The sequence below is a fragment of the Vibrio algicola genome (assembly GCF_009601765.2).
In the GTDB taxonomy this organism is placed as follows: domain Bacteria; phylum Pseudomonadota; class Gammaproteobacteria; order Enterobacterales; family Vibrionaceae; genus Vibrio; species Vibrio algicola.
This window is the reverse complement of record NZ_CP045699.1, coordinates 1,664,091-1,681,959: the sequence shown is the minus strand read 5'-3', so window position 1 is coordinate 1,681,959 and position 17,869 is coordinate 1,664,091. Positions and strand designations below refer to the sequence as shown.

The window sequence follows — 17,869 nt, the reverse complement described above, 5'->3', positions numbered from 1 at the left end:
TAAGATTAAAAAAGTGGAATTAACCGAGTCCCGTGCCTTCCCAGCTAATTTGTATCAGGCCTTTAACCACAAAACCGAAACAGCCAAGAAAGAGAACTAACCATACAATCCGGCGTCCAAATACTGGAACATTACCTTGTTTTAGTACATCTTTAATCGCCAGCCCAATCAATAAAAAGAGTGCGGCAAAAAAGAAATCTAATCCAAGTGATTCGATAGTATCGATATGATCATAAAGCATGGTTAACACCACCGTTCTTATTTATGTTGCGACTATATCATTGTTAGCCAGTAAAGTTAATCTGAGAGGCGATCACAATGCGTCTAAATCTCACTTAATTATCTAATTTGTTATTTTGTTATAAAGCGACGCAATGAGCGTAATACTTCAGTTGGCTTTTCTGCGTGTAACCAATGTCCGGTATTGTTAATGATATGCGCTTTACTGTGTGGAAATTGCGCTTGGATCTGAGCTTGATGTTCAATCCCAATATAATCGGAATCGGCACCTTTTAAAAATAGCGTTGGATTATTGAAAGGAGCGATGTCTGACCATGCTTGAATATGATCATATTGATCACTTAAGGCTTTGAGATTGAAGCGCCACTGCAGGTGATTATCGCTATTTTGATCAGATTTAGGATGAAATAACGACTTAGCTAGAAACTGTCGAACCCCTTCTATTTCAATATGTTCCTCCATTATCGCCAGCGCTTGTTGTCGATTGGTAGGTGGATTATCGACGACGGCCTGTAAGCCGGCCAATACATTGTCGTGGCGACGTTGTTGGTAGGCAACCGGCGCCATATCTAACACCGCAAGATGATGAATGTTATCGGGGATCATGCTGGCCAGTTTCATCGCAGCTTTTCCGCCCATTGAGTGCCCAACCACCGCCAAACTATCGACGTTAAGATGATTGAGTAATTGAATGAGATCCTTAGCCATTGCCTCATAATTCATGCTATCGCAATGAAAAGAGCGGCCATGATTGCGTAAATCGACATTGATGACGGTGTGATCGAGGCGTAAATTTCGCGCTAACACTCCGAGGTTATCCGCACTGCCAAATAAGCCATGGATAAGAAGAATAAACGGACCTTGTCCTTCAACGGTGTGATGCAGTAAAGGATACGAGGGATGAGACATGGACACTTGACCTATAAAGAGAACGAAAAAACACGATCATAACCTAACTTGCACAATATAATGTTTTGTTTTTGTTGCTAATAGTTAGAATCGTTAACAAATGTGTCTGTTATTAATGCTGTATTGAATAAAGAATAGTGCATTGGATTGTGAAAAATTGAAAAGCCTCAACTAAAATAATGATAAATAAGCAGTAAGACTTAACTCAACTAATAGGAAGTTATATGCGAACGAAACTAATAGCAACGACATTCTTGCTGTTACCTCTCTTTGCTTCGGCAACCACGCTACCGAAAGAAAAAGAAAGTGTAGTAGCGTTTTGTTCTACCTGCCATGGGGTGACAGGGGTATCCACTTTGGATCATATTCCTAATTTATGGGGGCAGTCTCAAAGCTATTTACGCGAGCAGATTGAAAAATTTCGTGACAAAAAACGTCATACGACCTTTATGGATGCGTTCATATATCAAATTTCAGATCAACAAATTGATCAAGTGGTTAAGCATTATTCTTCGGTACCTGCAGCCGATACCTTTAAGTTGCAATGGCGTGGGGATAAATGGCCGGGTGATATGCAGTTAGGTGAAAAAATTGCTTACACCGGTAAAATGGACGCCAATGTTCCGGCTTGCGTGCGTGTCATGCACCGAACGGGGTTGGGGTGAAACCTTCATTGCCACGCATCGGCGGTCAAAATTTTGCTTATTTAGTCAATCAAATGAAATCATGCCAAAGACTCTCAATATGGTAAACCGTCTCCGGATGATAAACATATATTAGGTTCTAAAGCCTATTAAACAATAAAATGTTGGATTGGGAGTTTGTATAAAGATCAGGCTCTCAATCTACATATTCGAACAGACAGTGATCTATTCGATCTTTTTTCTTTCGCTGTCACTTGAATTGGCATAGAGAATCAATCTAGATAAGGGTATAATCGCGCCAGAGTTAATTGATTGAGATTGTGAAAAGCACATGAAAACCATTGAAATAGATGAAGAACTGTATCGTTATATTGCGAGTCAAACCCAACATATTGGTGAAAATGCCTCGGATATTTTACGTCGACTTTTGATCGGTGATCAGCAAGGATCACAAGTTGTTGTAGCTAAAAAAACCACAGTAAGCGATAACAAAGAAAAGACCCCAATCGCGACACAAGCCGTGGATAAAGTTAAAGCAATGCGCTCGGTACTTATCTCTGATGAGTTTGCCAGCAAAGATAAAGCGATCGATCGTTTTATGTTGATCTTATCGTCGCTTTACCATATAGAAAAAGCGGGTTTTGCAGAAGCTGCGAAAGTCAAAGGTCGTACACGCGTTTACTTTGCTGATAACGAACAAACCCTCTTAGAAAGCGGTAAAACGACTAAGCCTCGCTCAATTCCGACTACACCATTTTGGGTTATTACCAATAATAACACCAATCGTAAGCGTCAAATGGTGCAGCAGCTTATGACTCATATGGGCTTCCAAGCCGACTTGATTGAAAAAGTGTGTAACGCGATTTAATGTAAAGTGGGCACTAATATTTCTAGAAACCTCATAATATTGCTAATGACGTATTATGAGGTTTTTTTTGTATGTAATTTTTTGAAGGGTTATTTTATGGCGATTCATCCTAGAGCAGGGACTAAAACTTTACCTGAAGATTTGATTAATATTCCAGCCTTAGTCAGTGATTATTACGAGATTAAGCCGCAAGCAGATAATAATGCCCACCGGGTGCAATTTGGTACTTCTGGTCATCGTGGCACGTCACTAAAATCGACCTTCAATCAAACACATATTCTTGCGATTGCACAAGCCGTGGTGGATGAGCGTAATCGCGCCGGTGTCACAGGGCCTTTATTTGTCGGTAAAGATACTCATGCGTTATCAGAGCCTGCATGTCGTACACTGTTGGAAGTTTTAGCTGCTAATGATGTTCAGGTTATTGTTCAGGCTGATAACGGCTTTACCCCAACACCGGGTATTTCTCATGCCATTCTAACGCATAACTTAGCCCATACGGATAAAGCGGACGGCATTGTTATTACCCCTTCTCATAATCCGCCACAAGACGGTGGTATCAAATACAACCCAAGTCACGGTGGACCGGCAGAAGGCGAAATTACCCAACGAATTGAAGATGACGCTAATCAATATATTGCCAATGATTTGCAAGGGGTTAAGCGCATTGATTTAACCAGCAACGCCGCCAATATTACAGCAAAAGATTTAGTGCAACCGTACATTGATGATTTAGTGAATGTGGTTGATATGGGCGCAATTCAAAAATCCGGCCTAAAAATTGGTATCGATCCACTCGGCGGGGCCGGGATTGAATATTGGCGCCGGATTGCGCAAACCTATCAACTGGATATGACCTTAGTAAATCAAACCGTGGATCCTTCATTCCAGTTTATGACGCTCGATAAAGATGGTGTGATCCGCATGGATTGTTCATCCCCTTATGCAATGGCAAGCTTGTTGTCGTTAAAAGATGACTATGATCTCGCCTTTGGTAACGACCCAGATTATGATCGCCACGGCATTGTGACGCCGGAAGGTCTTATGGATCCAAACCATTACTTAGCCGTTTGTATTGATTATCTATTCCGTCATCGTGAAGGCTGGGGCACAGAAGTACAAGTCGGTAAAACGTTAGTGTCGAGTGCGATTATTGATCGCGTTGTGGCCGATCTTGGCCGGACATTGTGCGAAGTACCGGTTGGCTTTAAATGGTTTGTGGATGGTCTTTATGAAGGTCGTTTTGGTTTTGGCGGCGAAGAAAGTGCAGGGGCATCCTTCTTGCGTAAAGATGGCACCCCGTGGTCAACCGATAAAGACGGCATTATTTTATGTCTCCTTGCGGCCGAGATCACCGCAGTGACCGGTATGAATCCACAGCAATATTACAACCAACTGGCAGCGAAACACGGCGCTTCGGCTTATAACCGTATTCAAGCGGTTGCTAATGTGGCGCAAAAAGACGTATTAAAAAGTATGTCGGCTGAAATGGTCAGTGCTAATGAGTTGGCTGGCGAAACCATCACCGCACGCTTAACTCACGCTCAAGGTAACGGCGCTGCAATTGGCGGTTTAAAAGTGACCACTGAAAATGGTTGGTTTGCCGCTCGTCCATCAGGCACAGAAGATATTTATAAAATCTACTGCGAAAGCTTTAAAGGCAAAGATCACTTAGCCTTGATTGAGCAACAAGCACAAGAAATCGTTAATCAAGTGTTTAAAAACGCTGGTTTGTAGAGACGAAAATTAAGGCCAAGAGCTGAGGATACTTCGCTCGGGAGCCGAAAAATAAAAGCTCGATACTGATTAAAGTATCGAGCTTTTTTATATAACGCACGCTATGAACTTGAAATGAGTATTAACCATGCGGCCAAGTATCGGGCAAAACAAACCAAAATCGACCTGACTCAGATTGGCAATGGACAAATTGATCGTTTGTTTGCTGTAACAATTCACTCTCTCTATCCTTACCCGTTAACCATTGTCCTTTTTTTAACACATATAACGATTCATGGATTAAATCCCGTTGATGATAAAAACACCAATGGCCGTTAATTTGACTCGCATCGATGTCATGACCTAAACAGGTCGTGGGAATTGTTTGGGCGAGAAAAGGATTAGTATATAAGCGTCCTTGTAATAAAAGCTTGGGCTTTATGTGATCAAATTGAGGGGCATTAAATTTGCCGTGATGCGCTTTAAATGAGGGGTGTTGTGACATCTGAAGCTGGTGGGTCAACATGTGGTTTAACTTTAAATCTAACCTATCTTGGCTATTGGGCCCATACCAAAGACCATCAAATAATAAATAAAATTTGCTCGCCACTTCCCAATGCTCAACCGTTTTGCTCGGTATATGCTCAAGAATAAAGTCTATTGCGCCAATGGTTCGCCCGTTTTGATTTAGCTGTATTTCTTCTGCCACAACATGATAGTCAGGGTGAGATTGAAAGTGCTGTAAACATAAATGTTGATACCAAAATCCAAGACGAGCATTACCTGAATAGGGAAGCGAAATTGTGCGTTGTTCAGCAATAAAAGGCAGCGCTGCGAGGGTGTGACCATCGGGTTGCATAATTGGAGGATGACGTGCAATCCAATCACTGATTTGGTTAAAGAACACCTGTTGCTGGCTGTGATTAATGTTATTGTTTTTTGTCACTGGCATTATGCATCCTTGCGTCAATATTTGAAGATCTCATTTCTTTGATTGGTATGAGTCATTACCGTACTTAATTAAGGCAAATCTTGCTATTATTTACTAATAAGTAATGATTTATCGAGAAACTACGACCTATTGAGAAACTATGAATAACTTAGAATTAGAGCAGCTATTAAATCAAACTTTATCACCGCAGTTGATAAAAGACTATTGTCCGAACGGATTGCAAGTGGAAGGTAAGCCCCAAGTCTCGACTATCATTACCGGCGTGACCGCTTCACAAGCCTTGATTGATATGGCGATCGAAAAAAATGCCGATGCCATTCTGGTTCATCATGGCTATTTTTGGAAAGGAGAAGCAGAGGCGATCCGTGGCATGAAAGGGGCGCGCATTCGCAGCTTGATCAAACACGATATTAATTTATATGCCTACCATCTTCCGCTCGATATTCATCCACAGTTAGGTAATAACGCCCAATTAGCCTCCCTATTGAGTATAAACACATTAGGAGGGCTGGAAGGTCATCCACAGTCTGTTGCTATGTATGGTGAGTTTGAGATTGCTTTAAGCGCGAATGAGTTGAAACAAAAAATCACCACAGTGCTTAATCGTGCGCCATTGCATATTGTCTCAGAGCAGGGGCCGGCCAACAAAAAAATTAAAACCATTGGTTGGTGTACTGGTGGCGGGCAAGATTACTTAGAGTTAGCCGCGCAGCAGGGGTTAGATGCGTTTATTTCGGGCGAGATCTCAGAGCGAACCACTTATATTGCGCGCGAATTAGGTATTGATTATTTTGCAGCCGGACACCATGCCACCGAACGATACGGCGTAAAGGCGCTAGGGGAGTGGTTAGCTGAAAATCATGGCTTAAATGTCGAGTTTATTGATATCGATAATCCGGTTTAATCCTAATAGTTTTATAATCGATCAACATTGATCAAATGTTAAGTGGGATTGGGTTGAGGGGTAATTCACCATAAAACCATAAAACAAAAAAGCGAATCACTTCGACATTATCAAGTGGTTCGCTTTTTTTAGGTTTATATTTTCTAGCAACTAGCAACTAGCAATCGGTATTACTCTCTTTCATGCAGAGGTTTAAAATCACGTTGGTGCTGGCCAGTATAAAGCTGACGAGGGCGACCAATACGATTGCTTGGGTCATCGTGCATTTCATTCCAGTGAGCAATCCAACCAATAGTACGAGAAATTGCAAAGATAACGGTGAACATTGAGACCGGAATTCCGATCGCTTTCAAGATGATACCTGAATAGAAATCGACATTAGGGTACAGTTTTTTCTCAATGAAATATGGGTCTGAAAGCGCAATGCGTTCTAATTCCATCGCGACATCAAGCAGTGGATCTTCAATGTTGAGTTCTTGCAATACATCATGACACGCTTGACGCATAACCGTGGCGCGAGGATCGTGGTTTTTGTAAACACGGTGACCAAAGCCCATTAAACGGAACGGGTCATCTTTATCTTTCGCTTTTGCGACATACTCTTCAATTTTATCGACACTACCAATCTCTTCTAGCATCTTCAAACAGGCTTCGTTAGCACCTCCGTGAGCGGGTCCCCAAAGTGATGCAATACCCGCTGCAATACAAGCAAATGGATTCGCACCAGAAGAACCGGCCAGACGAACCGTTGAGGTAGAAGCATTTTGTTCGTGATCGGCATGCAAAGTGAATATTTTATCCATAGCACGTGAAACCACAGGATTAACCACATATTCTTCACAAGGATTAGCAAACATCATGTGTAAGAAATTACCCGCATAATCTAAATCGTTACGTGGATAAATGAATGGTTGACCCATCGAATATTTGTAACACATCGATGCAAGGGTTGGCATTTTAGACAGTAAACGGAATGCGGTGATTTCACGATGTTTTTCATTGTTGATATCTAACGCATCATGGTAGAAAGCAGCTAAAGCGCCAACGACACCACACATCACTGCCATTGGATGCGCATCACGACGGAAGCCGTGGAAGAAGCTGGAAATTTGCTCATGCACCATAGTGTGATTCGATACGATTTTTTTGAATTTTTCGTACTCTGTGCGAGTAGGTGCTTCGCCATAAATTAGAATATAACAAACTTCTAAATAATCAGCATTATTAGCCAACTGATCAATAGGGTAACCGCGATGCAAAAGGATCCCTTTGCCACCATCAATATACGTGATTTGAGATTCACACGATGCTGTAGCAAGAAAACCTGGGTCGAAAGTGAAATAACCACTGGCACCTAATTTTCGTACATCAATAACATCTGGACCTTCTGTTCCAGTTAATATTGGGAGTTCAATAGGTGCTTGACCTTCAATATGAAGGGTAGCTTTCTTATCCGCCATGACATTCTCCTTGTTTATTATTATCCATCCGGGATTTTTTGTGTGTGGTTTTTGTACTTAGATTCGCGGTTAAAGTCAATTTTTCTGCTCGAATCTGTGTGTTAGTGTTCATTTTTAACATGGAAAAAGTTAAAAATATGTTCTACGTAGCATATTTTGTTACAAGAATTGAAATTATGTGTTACCAGTCGTATAGTGCAATTGAAAATTTTAGTTAGTGCCTTATATTATCAGGGGTTAGAGGCTATTTCTTGATAAGTGATAACAGATGTTAACGAGAATTTGATGGGAGTTTTGGGTGCCCATCCGAATTAATTGTTAATAAAATGCGGCAAAAGGCAATTAATTGATCTATGTCGATAACTATAAATGCTCTAGATGGAGCTGAGTGAGCAAAACCGTGAAAGAAAAAAAATCCAGACCAGTAAACCTTGATTTACAAACCATACACTTCCCGATAACTGCGATAGCGTCTATTTTACACCGTGTATCTGGTGTGATTATGTTTGTTGCGGTGGGCATTTTATTGTGGCTACTTGCTATTTCCCTATCCTCTCCCGCAGGTTTTAACCAAGCGGCAAATTTAGTCGACGGTTTTTTCGTCAAATTCATTCTCTGGGGCATTTTAACCGCCTTGGGGTATCATATCGCGGGTGGTATTCGTCACTTGCTTATGGATATGAAATATTTTGAAGAACTTGAAAGTGGTGCATTAAGTGCCAAAGCTGTGATGGCGGTTGCCGCTGTGTTATCAATTCTGGCGGGGATCTTAGTATGGTAAAATCGATTTCTTCTGTTGGGCGCAATGGCGTTCACGATTATTTATTAATTCGCGCTTCCGGCATCCTACTGACACTGTATACCTTGTATATGGTGTGCTCTATTGCCTTTGGCGGCGACATTAATTACCTCAGCTGGACTGCATTTTTTAGCGGAACCTTTACCAAAGTTTTTACCATGATCGCCTTGGTGGCCATCCTGGTTCACGCTTGGATTGGTTTATGGCAAGTGATCACCGATTATATTAAACCCGCTAAACTGCGCGCACTGGTTCAATTTGCAGTGATTGTTGCATTATCAGCGTATTTCTTCTCTGGCCTATTTATTTTGTGGGGTGTCTAAGTGTCTATTCCTGTTCGTGAATTCGATGCCGTTGTCATTGGCGCAGGTGGTGCGGGTATGCGCGCTGCCTTACAAATTTCAGAGCAAGGCCTATCATGTGCCTTGCTATCAAAAGTATTCCCAACTCGTTCTCATACGGTCTCTGCTCAAGGCGGCATTACCGTTGCATTGGGTAACTCGCATCAAGATGATTGGCAATGGCACATGTACGATACCGTTAAAGGGTCGGATTACATTGGTGATCAAAATGCGATTGAGTACATGTGTAAAAATGGTCCTGAGTCGGTTATCGAATTAGAGAAAATGGGCTTGCCTTTCTCTCGTTTTGAAGATGGTTCGATTTATCAACGCCCATTTGGTGGTCAATCAAAAGATTTTGGTGGTGAGCAAGCGGCTCGTACTGCCGCTGCCGCTGACCGTACTGGTCACGCTTTATTGCACACCCTTTATCAGCAAAATATTAAACACAAGACCACTATCTTTTCTGAGTGGTATGCGCTGGATTTAGTCAAAAATGAAGATGGTGCCGTTTTAGGGACCACCGCGCTTTGCATGGAAACTGGCGAGATTTGCTATTTTAAAGCTAAGGCGACTATTTTAGCCACTGGCGGTGCCGGCCGTATTTATCAATCGACCACCAATGCGCATATCAATACCGGAGATGGTGTGGGTATGGCGCTGCGCGCGGGCGTTCCGATGCAAGATATCGAAATGTGGCAATTCCACCCAACCGGTATTGCTGGCGCTGGCGTGCTAGTGACTGAAGGGTGTCGTGGTGAAGGGGGTTATCTGCTTAATAAAGATGGCGAACGCTTTATGGAGCGTTATGCACCTAATGCCAAAGATTTAGCCGGCCGTGATGTGGTCGCGCGTTCCATGATGATTGAAATTCGTGAAGGCCGTGGCTGTGAAGGTCCTTGGGGGCCTCATATTAAATTGAAACTTGATCACTTAGGTAAAGAGGTTTTGGATGCTCGCCTGCCGGGTATTTTAGAGCTTTCTCGTACTTTTGCTCACGTTGATCCAGTGAAAGAGCCTATCCCTGTTATTCCAACTTGTCATTATATGATGGGTGGCGTTCCAACTCAGGTATCGGGTCAAGCTATTAAGCAAAATGCTGATGGCAGCGATAGCGAAGTTCAAGGCTTATTTGCTTGTGGTGAAATAGCTTCAGTTTCGGTGCATGGCGCCAACCGTTTAGGCGGAAACTCACTGCTTGATTTAGTGGTATTTGGCCGTGCAACCGGTTTGCATCTGGGCGAAACATTGGCGGCACAAGCGGAAGCAAAACCAGCAACTGATGAAGATATTCAAGCCTCACTTGCTCGTTACAATCGTTGGGAAAGCAGTACCGGCGGCGAGGACCCATTCCAAATTCGCAAAGATTTACAAAGCTGTATGCAAAATAACTTCTCGGTATTCCGTGAAGGCGATGCAATGGCAAAAGGTTTAGAAGAACTAAAACTTATCCGTGAGCGTTTAAAAAATGCTTACCTGTCAGATAAATCAACCGAGTTTAATACCCAACGTATTGAATGTTTAGAGTTGGATAATTTGATGGAAACAGCATTTGCGACCGCAGTGGCAGCGAACTATCGTACCGAAAGTCGTGGCGCTCATGCTCGCTTTGACTTCCCAGATCGTGATGATGCCAATTGGTTATGCCATTCTATCTACAATCCGGTGACTGAAGCCATGTCCAAACGTGATGTCAACATGCAACCCGTGTTGCGTGAAGCCTTTCCACCTAAAGCTCGTGTTTACTAAGGGAGTAAAGAACAATGAACGTAATTTTCTCTCTGTATCGCTATAACCCAGATGTCGATAATAAACCTTACATGAAAGACTACACGTTGGACGTGGAAGAAGGTTCCGACATGATGGTGCTCGATGCACTTATTTTGTTAAAAGAGCAAGATGCCAGCATATCATTCCGCCGCTCATGTCGTGAAGGTGTATGTGGTTCAGATGGCCTAAATATGAATGGTAAGAATGGCTTAGCTTGCATTACCCCATTGTCAGCGCTGCTTGGTAAAGGTAAAGTGGTGATTCGCCCATTGCCTGGTTTGCCAGTGGTGCGCGATTTGATTGTCGATATGACGCAGTTCTACGACAACTACGCCAAAGTGAAACCATTTTTGATTAATGATGGTGAATTACCACCATCGCGTGAACATTTACAATCACCAGAAGATCGTGCGCATCTTGATGGATTATATGACTGCATTATGTGTGCGTGTTGTACCACTTCATGCCCATCATTCTGGTGGAATCCGGATAAGTTTATCGGTCCTGCTGGTCTATTGGCGGCGTATCGTTGGTTGGTTGACAGTCGTGATACCGCAACAGATGAACGCTTGTCAGATCTTGACGATGCATTTAGCGTTTTCCGTTGCCATGAGATCATGAACTGCGTTAACGTTTGTCCTAAAGGATTAAATCCGACTAAAGCGATTGGTCATATCAAGTCGATGCTGATTAATCGTTCAGTCTAACACTTATTTGAAAAATTGAGTTTGCTGTCGGTCTTCGGGCCGACTATTTCAAAGGTCAACACTGGTATTAGGCAAATACTGGCTACAGTAAATGCACAATATTAGGAATGGCCAAAGCATAGAAAAACCATAACGGTTAAGGGAAAATATGCACAACGGCGTGATGAAGGCATGGCTCGAGTCTTCACACTTGGCTGGCGCCAATGCAACTTACGTAGAAGATCTCTACGAATTGTATCTTAGTGATCCGGATCTGGTCAGTGATGAATGGAAACGTGTGTTTGAAGCTTTGCCAACGCAAGCTTCACAAGAGGAACAACCTCACTCACGTGTTCGTGATTACTTCAGACGACTCGCGAAAGAAACAAAGCATTACAATGTCCAAGTTAGTGATCCTGATGTCGATGCAAAACAAGTAAAAGTTCTCCAGTTAATCAATGCTTACCGTTTCCGTGGGCACCAAGCTGCGAACCTTGATCCTCTCAATATTTGGAAGCGTGAATCGGTTGCTGAACTGGATCCTGCTTTCCATAACCTCTCCCAAGATGACTTTGATGAGTCATTTAACGTGGGGTCTTTTGCCGTCGGGCAAGACACCATGGCACTTAAAGATATTTTCCAAGCTCTCAATAAAATCTACTGTGGTTCAATCGGTGCTGAGTATATGCACATCACCAACACAGAAGAAAAACGCTGGATCCAAGACCGTTTGGAATCTGTGATTGGTGAAGGTAGCTTTACGCTAGAAGAGAAAACCACGTTCCTTGATGAGTTAACCGCCGCAGAAGGGCTTGAGCGTTATTTAGGCGCAAAATTCCCAGGTGCGAAGCGTTTCTCATTAGAAGGTGGTGATGCTCTTATTCCAATGATCAAAGAATTGGTTCGCCAAGCCGGAACACAAGGCATGCGCGAAGTGGTTATTGGTATGGCGCACCGTGGCCGCTTGAACATGTTGATTAACGTGTTAGGTAAAAAGCCACAAGACTTATTCGATGAGTTTGCCGGTAAACACGGCGAATCATGGGGCACCGGTGATGTGAAATATCATCAAGGTTTCTCAGCTGATTTTGCCACCCCTGGTGGGGATGTGCATTTGGCGTTAGCCTTTAATCCATCACATCTTGAAATTGTTAACCCAGTAGTCATTGGTTCGGTCCGTGCCCGTCAAGATCGTTTAAACGATAAAGATGGCGGTAAAGTTCTGCCGATCACCATTCATGGCGATTCGGCTATTGCCGGACAAGGTGTGGTCGCAGAGACGTTTAACATGTCTCAAGCGCGTGGTTATCAAGTCGGCGGTACGGTTCGTATCGTGGTCAATAACCAAATTGGATTTACCACTTCAAATCCGCGTGATATGCGTTCAACCATGTATTGTACCGATATCGCCAAGATGGTGCAGGCACCGATTTTCCACGTCAATTCCGATGATCCTGAAGCAGTAGCCTTTGTCACTCGCGTGGCGCTGGATTACCGTAATACCTTTAAGCGAGATGTTGTGATTGATCTGGTTTGTTATCGCCGTCATGGTCATAACGAAGCGGATGAGCCAAACGCGACTCAGCCTTTGATGTATCAAAAAATCAAAAAACACCCAACGCCACGTAAGCTTTATGCTGATGTTTTAGTCGATCGAAAAGAGATTAAACTTGAAACGGCGACGCAAATGGTGAACGAGTATCGTGATGCTTTAGATCGCGGTGAAGTGGTGGTGAAAGAATTCCGCCCAATGGCATTGCATTCGGTTGATTGGGCACCTTATATCAACCATGAGTGGAATGAAGAGTGGGCCAATAAGGTTGACCATGACCGCTTAATTGAATTGGCTAATAAAGTGTGCCAGTTCCCTGATAGTCATCAATTGCAAAGTCGAGTGTCTAAGCTCTACAACGATCGCCAATTAATGACCAATGGTGAAAAAGCGATTGATTGGGGCATGGCTGAAACCTTGGCTTATGCCACGATTGTTGATGATGGCAAGCGTATTCGTATTTCGGGTCAAGATTCTGGCCGTGGTACTTTCTTCCATCGTCATGCGGTGCTACATAACCAAGATGACGCAAGCACTTATGTTCCATTATCGAATATTCATGATAAACAAGGGCCATTCCAAGTGTATGACTCAGTGTTATCAGAAGAAGCGGTATTGGCGTTTGAATATGGCTATGCCACGGCAGAACCAGGTGGCTTAACCATTTGGGAAGCTCAGTTTGGTGATTTTGCCAATGGCGCGCAAGTGGTGGTCGATCAGTTTATTTCTTCTGGTGAGCAAAAATGGGGGCGTTTATGCGGCTTAACACTTTTGCTTCCTCATGGTTATGAAGGTCAAGGTCCTGAGCACTCATCGGCACGTTTAGAGCGTTATTTACAACTGTGCGCTGAGCAAAATATGCAAGTGGTGGTGCCATCAACACCGGCTCAGGTGTATCACATGATCCGTCGTCAAGTGGTGCGCCCAATGCGTCGCCCGTTGATCGTGATGTCACCGAAATCGCTACTGCGTCATCCATTGTGTACTTCAACCCTCGAAGAGCTGTCACAAGGGACGTTCCAACCGGCGATTCCTGAGGTGGATGAACTTGATGCAAGCCAAGTCAAGCGAGTGGTTTTATGTTCGGGGAAAGTCTATTTTGATTTACTTGAGCAGCGCCGTAAAAACGAACAGCATGATGTGGCGATTGTCCGTGTCGAGCAGCTTTACCCATTCCCGTATGAGGATGTCAGCCAAGCTATCGCACAATATACCAATGTAGAAGACTTTGTTTGGTGTCAAGAAGAGCCGCAAAACCAAGGTGCATGGTATAGCAGTCAACATAATATGCGCTTTGCATTGCCAGATGGTGCGGTCTTGAAATATGCAGGTCGTCCAGCTTCTGCGTCACCGGCGGTCGGTTATATGTCGGTTCACTTGAAGCAACAAAAATCGTTAGTGGAAGATTCATTGAACTTGAGTTTTTAACGCGATTACATTTTTTTAGCGATGCTCGTCAGTGGTATTGATTTACCACTGACTCAAAAAATAATTGAGTGTTAGCGGTTGCCAAAGGGCGGGCTAGCATTAATCAGCTCAAAAGGATAAGACAGATTATGACCATTGAAATTCTTGTTCCAGACCTACCAGAATCTGTTGCCGATGCAACGGTAGCAACATGGCACAAACAACCCGGTGATGCCGTTTCGCGTGACGATATCTTAGTGGAAATCGAAACCGATAAAGTCATTTTAGAAGTTCCTGCACCTGAAGATGGCGTATTAGAAGCGATCATTGAACAAGAAGGTGCCACGGTATTATCGAAGCAAGTGATTGCTAAGTTAAAACCTGGCGCAGTGGCGGGCGAACCGACCAAAGACACGACTGAGTCAACCGAAGCCTCTCCAGATAAACGCCATACGGCTGCGTTATCAGAAGAAACTAACGATGCGCTAAGCCCAGCGGTTCGTCGCTTAATGGCTGAGCACAGTCTTGAAGTCTCACAAGTAAAAGGCACCGGTGTCGGTGGTCGCATTACGCGTGAAGATGTGGATGCTCACCTTGCTAACGCGGCTAAAACCAGTGCAGCAACGACCGAAACGAAAGGCAGCGCAGAACTAGAAGCACCAGCGGCGGCGCGCACTCAAAAACGCGTACCAATGACTCGCTTACGCAAAACAGTAGCAAAACGCCTACTGGAAGCGAAAAATAGTACCGCGATGCTAACCACATTTAACGAAGTGAACATGAAACCTATCATGGATCTTCGCGCGCAATATAAAGATCAGTTTGAAAAACGTCACGACACTCGTTTAGGCTTTATGTCTTTCTACGTGAAAGCCGTGACAGAAGCACTTAAGCGTTACCCTGAAGTAAATGCTTCGATTGATGGTGATGATATTGTTTATCATAACTATTTTGATATCAGCATGGCGGTTTCAACCCCGCGCGGTTTAGTGACTCCAGTACTGAAAAACTGTGACTTACTCGGCTTTGCTGATATTGAAAAAGGCATTAAAGAGCTCGCCATCAAAGGTCGTGACGGCAAGCTGCAAGTGGAAGATTTAATGGGCGGTAACTTTACTATCACGAACGGTGGTGTGTTTGGTTCATTAATGTCTACCCCGATTATTAACCCGCCACAAGCAGCTATTTTAGGTATGCACAAAATTCAAGATCGCCCAATGGCCGTCAATGGCAAAGTAGAAATCCTGCCAATGATGTACCTTGCATTGTCTTATGATCACCGTTTAATTGATGGTCGTGAATCAGTGGGCTTCTTAGTCACAATTAAAGAATTGCTGGAAGATCCAGCTCGCTTATTACTTGACGTATAAGCGGATCTGATCCCGACTAAGTGAGCGTTTATCTAAACTAACGCTTAGTCGGCTCCCATATCAGATGAGCAACACCGAAAGACCCTACGAGATAGCATTTACGAAATAGCATTTTAGTGTAAATGCTAATGGAAATAATAATTCCTTACGGATAAAAAAAACGGAAGTAACACTATGAATTTGCATGAATATCAAGCGAAACAATTGTTTGCTGAATTTGGATTGCCTGTACCTGAAGGTTACGCTTGCGATACTCCACAACAAGCCGCTGATGCCGCAGGTAAAATTTCGGGTGATAAATGGGTAGTAAAATGCCAAGTTCACGCTGGCGGTCGCGGTAAAGCGGGCGGAGTTGAGCTGCATGATACTAAAGATGGCATTAAAGCATTTGCCACCAAATGGCTAGGCCGCAACCTAGTCACTTATCAAACTGATGCTAAAGGTCAGCCAGTACGTAAAATTTTGGTTGAAGCGGCGTCTGATATTGCTAACGAATTATACCTTGGCGCGGTGGTGGATCGCGGTTCTCGTAAAGTGGTTTTCATGGCCTCGACAGAAGGTGGCGTGGAAATTGAGAAAGTAGCAGAAGAAACGCCTCACCTTATTCACAAAGCGACAATCAATCCATTGGTCGGTCCTCAACCCTACCAAGGCCGTGAATTGGCGTTTAAATTAGGCTTAAAAGGCGACCAAATTAAACAATTCACTAAGATCTTTATGGGTCTAGGTGCGATGTTTGATAAATGTGATTTGGCCTTATTAGAAATTAACCCTCTAGTGGTGACGGGCAATGGTTCTTTAGTGTGTCTTGATGGCAAAATCACCATCGATTCAAATGCCATGTATCGTCATCCTAAATTGCGCGAAATGCATGATCCTACACAAGAAGATGAGCGCGAAGCGCATGCCGCTAAGTGGGAATTAAACTATGTTGCGCTGGATGGCAATATTGGTTGTATGGTCAATGGCGCAGGTTTGGCAATGGGCACCATGGATATCGTTAACTTGCATGGCGGTCAACCGGCGAACTTCCTTGATGTCGGCGGCGGCGCAACCAAAGAGCGCGTAACCGAAGCCTTTAAGATCATCTTGTCAGACGATAACGTTCAAGCGGTATTGGTGAATATCTTCGGCGGCATTGTTCGTTGTGATTTGATTGCAGAAGGCATTATCGGCGCGGTGGAAGAAGTTGGCGTAAAAGTACCGGTTGTGGTGCGCTTAGAAGGCAACAATGCTGAACTAGGTTCGAAGAAATTAGCTGAAAGTGGATTAAATATTATTGCAGCAACGTCATTAACGGAAGCTGCAGAGAAAGTTGTAGCTGCTGCGGAGGGTAAATAATGTCAGTATTAATTAATAAAGATACAAAAGTTATCTGCCAAGGTTTTACTGGTGGTCAAGGTACATTCCACTCAGAGCAAGCATTGGACTACGGCACTCAAATGGTGGGTGGTGTTTCTCCTGGTAAAGGCGGCACGGTTCACTTAGGTTTGCCGGTCTTTAATACCGTGCGTGAAGCTGTCGAAACCACAGGTGCAACCGCATCGGTTATCTATGTACCCGCGCCATTTTGTAAAGATGCGATTCTAGAAGCTATTGACGCGGGCATTAAGCTTATCGTTACTATCACCGAAGGTATTCCAACGCTTGATCTTGTCGATGTTAAGGTCTGCCTAGATGAAGCGGGTGTGGTGATGATTGGTCCTAACTGCCCAGGGGTGATCACTCCCGATGAATGTAAGATTGGTATCATGCCAGGACACATTCATAAGAAAGGTCGCGTCGGCATTGTGTCACGCTCAGGAACATTAACGTATGAAGCGGTAAAACAAACCACAGACGAAGGCTTTGGTCAATCGACTTGTGTTGGTATTGGTGGCGATCCGATCCCTGGCTCTAACTTTATTGATATCTTGAAGTTGTTCCAAGAAGATCCAGAAACTGAAGCGATTGTGATGATTGGCGAAATCGGCGGCACTGCTGAAGAAGAAGCGGCGGCTTATATCAAAGATCACGTCACCAAACCTGTAGTGTCTTACATTGCAGGGGTGACCGCTCCTGCTGGTAAGCGTATGGGCCATGCTGGCGCTATCATCTCTGGTGGTAAAGGCACGGCGGAAGATAAATTCCAAGCACTAGAAGCGGCTGGGGTTAAAACCGTGAAGAGCCTAGCCGATATTGGTAAAGCACTGCGCGAAATTACTGGTTGGTAATCAACCTTCATACTTCAAGCGGTCGCTTCAAGTATTGT

At 43.7% G+C, this 17,869-nt stretch carries 16 protein-coding genes; 12 read left to right on the top strand and 4 right to left on the bottom strand.

Annotated elements, in window-relative coordinates; all coding sequences use genetic code 11:
- Window positions 1-19: 19 nt before the first annotated feature.
- On the bottom strand, window positions 20-241 hold the full coding sequence (locus tag GFB47_RS07720; protein ID WP_153447459.1) for a DUF2788 domain-containing protein: 222 nt from the start codon (window positions 239-241) through the stop codon (window positions 20-22).
- Window positions 242-351: 110 nt separating this feature from the next.
- The gene (locus tag GFB47_RS07715) at window positions 352-1,149 is read right to left on the bottom strand and encodes an alpha/beta fold hydrolase (RefSeq protein ID WP_153447458.1); all 798 of its coding nucleotides are present in this window, start codon (window positions 1,147-1,149) and stop codon (window positions 352-354) included.
- Window positions 1,150-1,373: 224 nt separating this feature from the next.
- On the opposite strand from GFB47_RS07715, the gene GFB47_RS07710 reads away from it, so the two are divergent.
- From GFB47_RS07710 to pgm, 3 genes are all read left to right on the top strand, one after another.
- Window positions 1,374-1,814: a c-type cytochrome gene (locus tag GFB47_RS07710; protein ID WP_153447457.1), complete on the top strand. Its 441-nt coding sequence runs from the start codon at window positions 1,374-1,376 to the stop codon at window positions 1,812-1,814.
- Window positions 1,815-2,124: 310 nt separating this feature from the next.
- Window positions 2,125-2,661 carry a replication initiation negative regulator SeqA gene (gene seqA, locus GFB47_RS07705; protein ID WP_153447456.1) on the top strand — a complete coding sequence of 179 codons (537 nt, stop codon included), beginning with the start codon at window positions 2,125-2,127 and terminating at the stop codon, window positions 2,659-2,661.
- Window positions 2,662-2,757: 96 nt separating this feature from the next.
- On the top strand, window positions 2,758-4,398 hold the full coding sequence (gene pgm / locus GFB47_RS07700; protein WP_153447455.1) for a phosphoglucomutase (alpha-D-glucose-1,6-bisphosphate-dependent): 1,641 nt from the start codon (window positions 2,758-2,760) through the stop codon (window positions 4,396-4,398).
- 121 nt (window positions 4,399-4,519) lie between these two features.
- Here pgm and GFB47_RS07695 read toward each other — a convergent pair whose 3' ends face one another.
- The gene (locus GFB47_RS07695) at window positions 4,520-5,329 is read right to left on the bottom strand and encodes a DUF1853 family protein (protein ID WP_153447454.1); all 810 of its coding nucleotides are present in this window, start codon (window positions 5,327-5,329) and stop codon (window positions 4,520-4,522) included.
- Window positions 5,330-5,468: 139 nt separating this feature from the next.
- Here GFB47_RS07695 and GFB47_RS07690 point away from each other — a divergent pair, with 139 nt between their 5' ends.
- On the top strand, window positions 5,469-6,233 hold the full coding sequence (locus GFB47_RS07690) for a Nif3-like dinuclear metal center hexameric protein (protein WP_153447453.1): 765 nt from the start codon (window positions 5,469-5,471) through the stop codon (window positions 6,231-6,233).
- Between the two features lie 170 nt (window positions 6,234-6,403).
- On the opposite strand, the gene GFB47_RS07685 is transcribed toward GFB47_RS07690, so the two are convergent.
- Window positions 6,404-7,693, bottom strand: a complete 1,290-nt coding sequence (locus tag GFB47_RS07685; RefSeq protein ID WP_153447452.1) for a citrate synthase — start codon at window positions 7,691-7,693, stop codon at window positions 6,404-6,406.
- A 388-nt stretch (window positions 7,694-8,081) separates the two neighbouring features.
- Here GFB47_RS07685 and sdhC point away from each other — a divergent pair, with 388 nt between their 5' ends.
- The 8 genes from sdhC to sucD all read left to right on the top strand — a co-directional run bounded on the left by sdhC (window position 8,082) and on the right by sucD (window position 17,831).
- Window positions 8,082-8,474, top strand: coding sequence for a succinate dehydrogenase cytochrome b556 subunit (gene sdhC, locus GFB47_RS07680; protein WP_153447451.1), 393 nt, complete (start codon window positions 8,082-8,084; stop codon window positions 8,472-8,474).
- Window positions 8,468-8,815 carry a succinate dehydrogenase, hydrophobic membrane anchor protein gene (gene sdhD, locus GFB47_RS07675; RefSeq protein ID WP_153447450.1) on the top strand — a complete coding sequence of 116 codons (348 nt, stop codon included), beginning with the start codon at window positions 8,468-8,470 and terminating at the stop codon, window positions 8,813-8,815. The genes sdhC and sdhD overlap by 7 nt, the downstream gene beginning before the upstream one ends.
- On the top strand, window positions 8,816-10,582 hold the full coding sequence (gene sdhA / locus GFB47_RS07670) for a succinate dehydrogenase flavoprotein subunit (protein WP_153447449.1): 1,767 nt from the start codon (window positions 8,816-8,818) through the stop codon (window positions 10,580-10,582).
- A 14-nt stretch (window positions 10,583-10,596) separates the two neighbouring features.
- Entirely contained in the window at window positions 10,597-11,310 is a 714-nt protein-coding gene (locus GFB47_RS07665; protein ID WP_153447448.1) for a succinate dehydrogenase iron-sulfur subunit, read from the top strand.
- Window positions 11,311-11,458: 148 nt separating this feature from the next.
- Window positions 11,459-14,269 carry a 2-oxoglutarate dehydrogenase E1 component gene (gene sucA / locus GFB47_RS07660; protein WP_153447447.1) on the top strand — a complete coding sequence of 937 codons (2,811 nt, stop codon included), beginning with the start codon at window positions 11,459-11,461 and terminating at the stop codon, window positions 14,267-14,269.
- Between the two features lie 128 nt (window positions 14,270-14,397).
- Window positions 14,398-15,618 carry a 2-oxoglutarate dehydrogenase complex dihydrolipoyllysine-residue succinyltransferase gene (odhB, locus tag GFB47_RS07655; protein WP_153447446.1) on the top strand — a complete coding sequence of 407 codons (1,221 nt, stop codon included), beginning with the start codon at window positions 14,398-14,400 and terminating at the stop codon, window positions 15,616-15,618.
- A gap of 174 nt (window positions 15,619-15,792) precedes the next feature.
- Complete coding sequence (sucC, locus tag GFB47_RS07650; RefSeq protein ID WP_153447445.1) at window positions 15,793-16,959, top strand: ADP-forming succinate--CoA ligase subunit beta; 1,167 nt, start codon at window positions 15,793-15,795, stop codon at window positions 16,957-16,959.
- Entirely contained in the window at window positions 16,959-17,831 is an 873-nt protein-coding gene (sucD, locus tag GFB47_RS07645) for a succinate--CoA ligase subunit alpha (protein WP_153447444.1), read from the top strand. The genes sucC and sucD overlap by 1 nt, the downstream gene beginning before the upstream one ends.
- The last annotated feature ends 38 nt before the right edge of the window (window positions 17,832-17,869 follow it).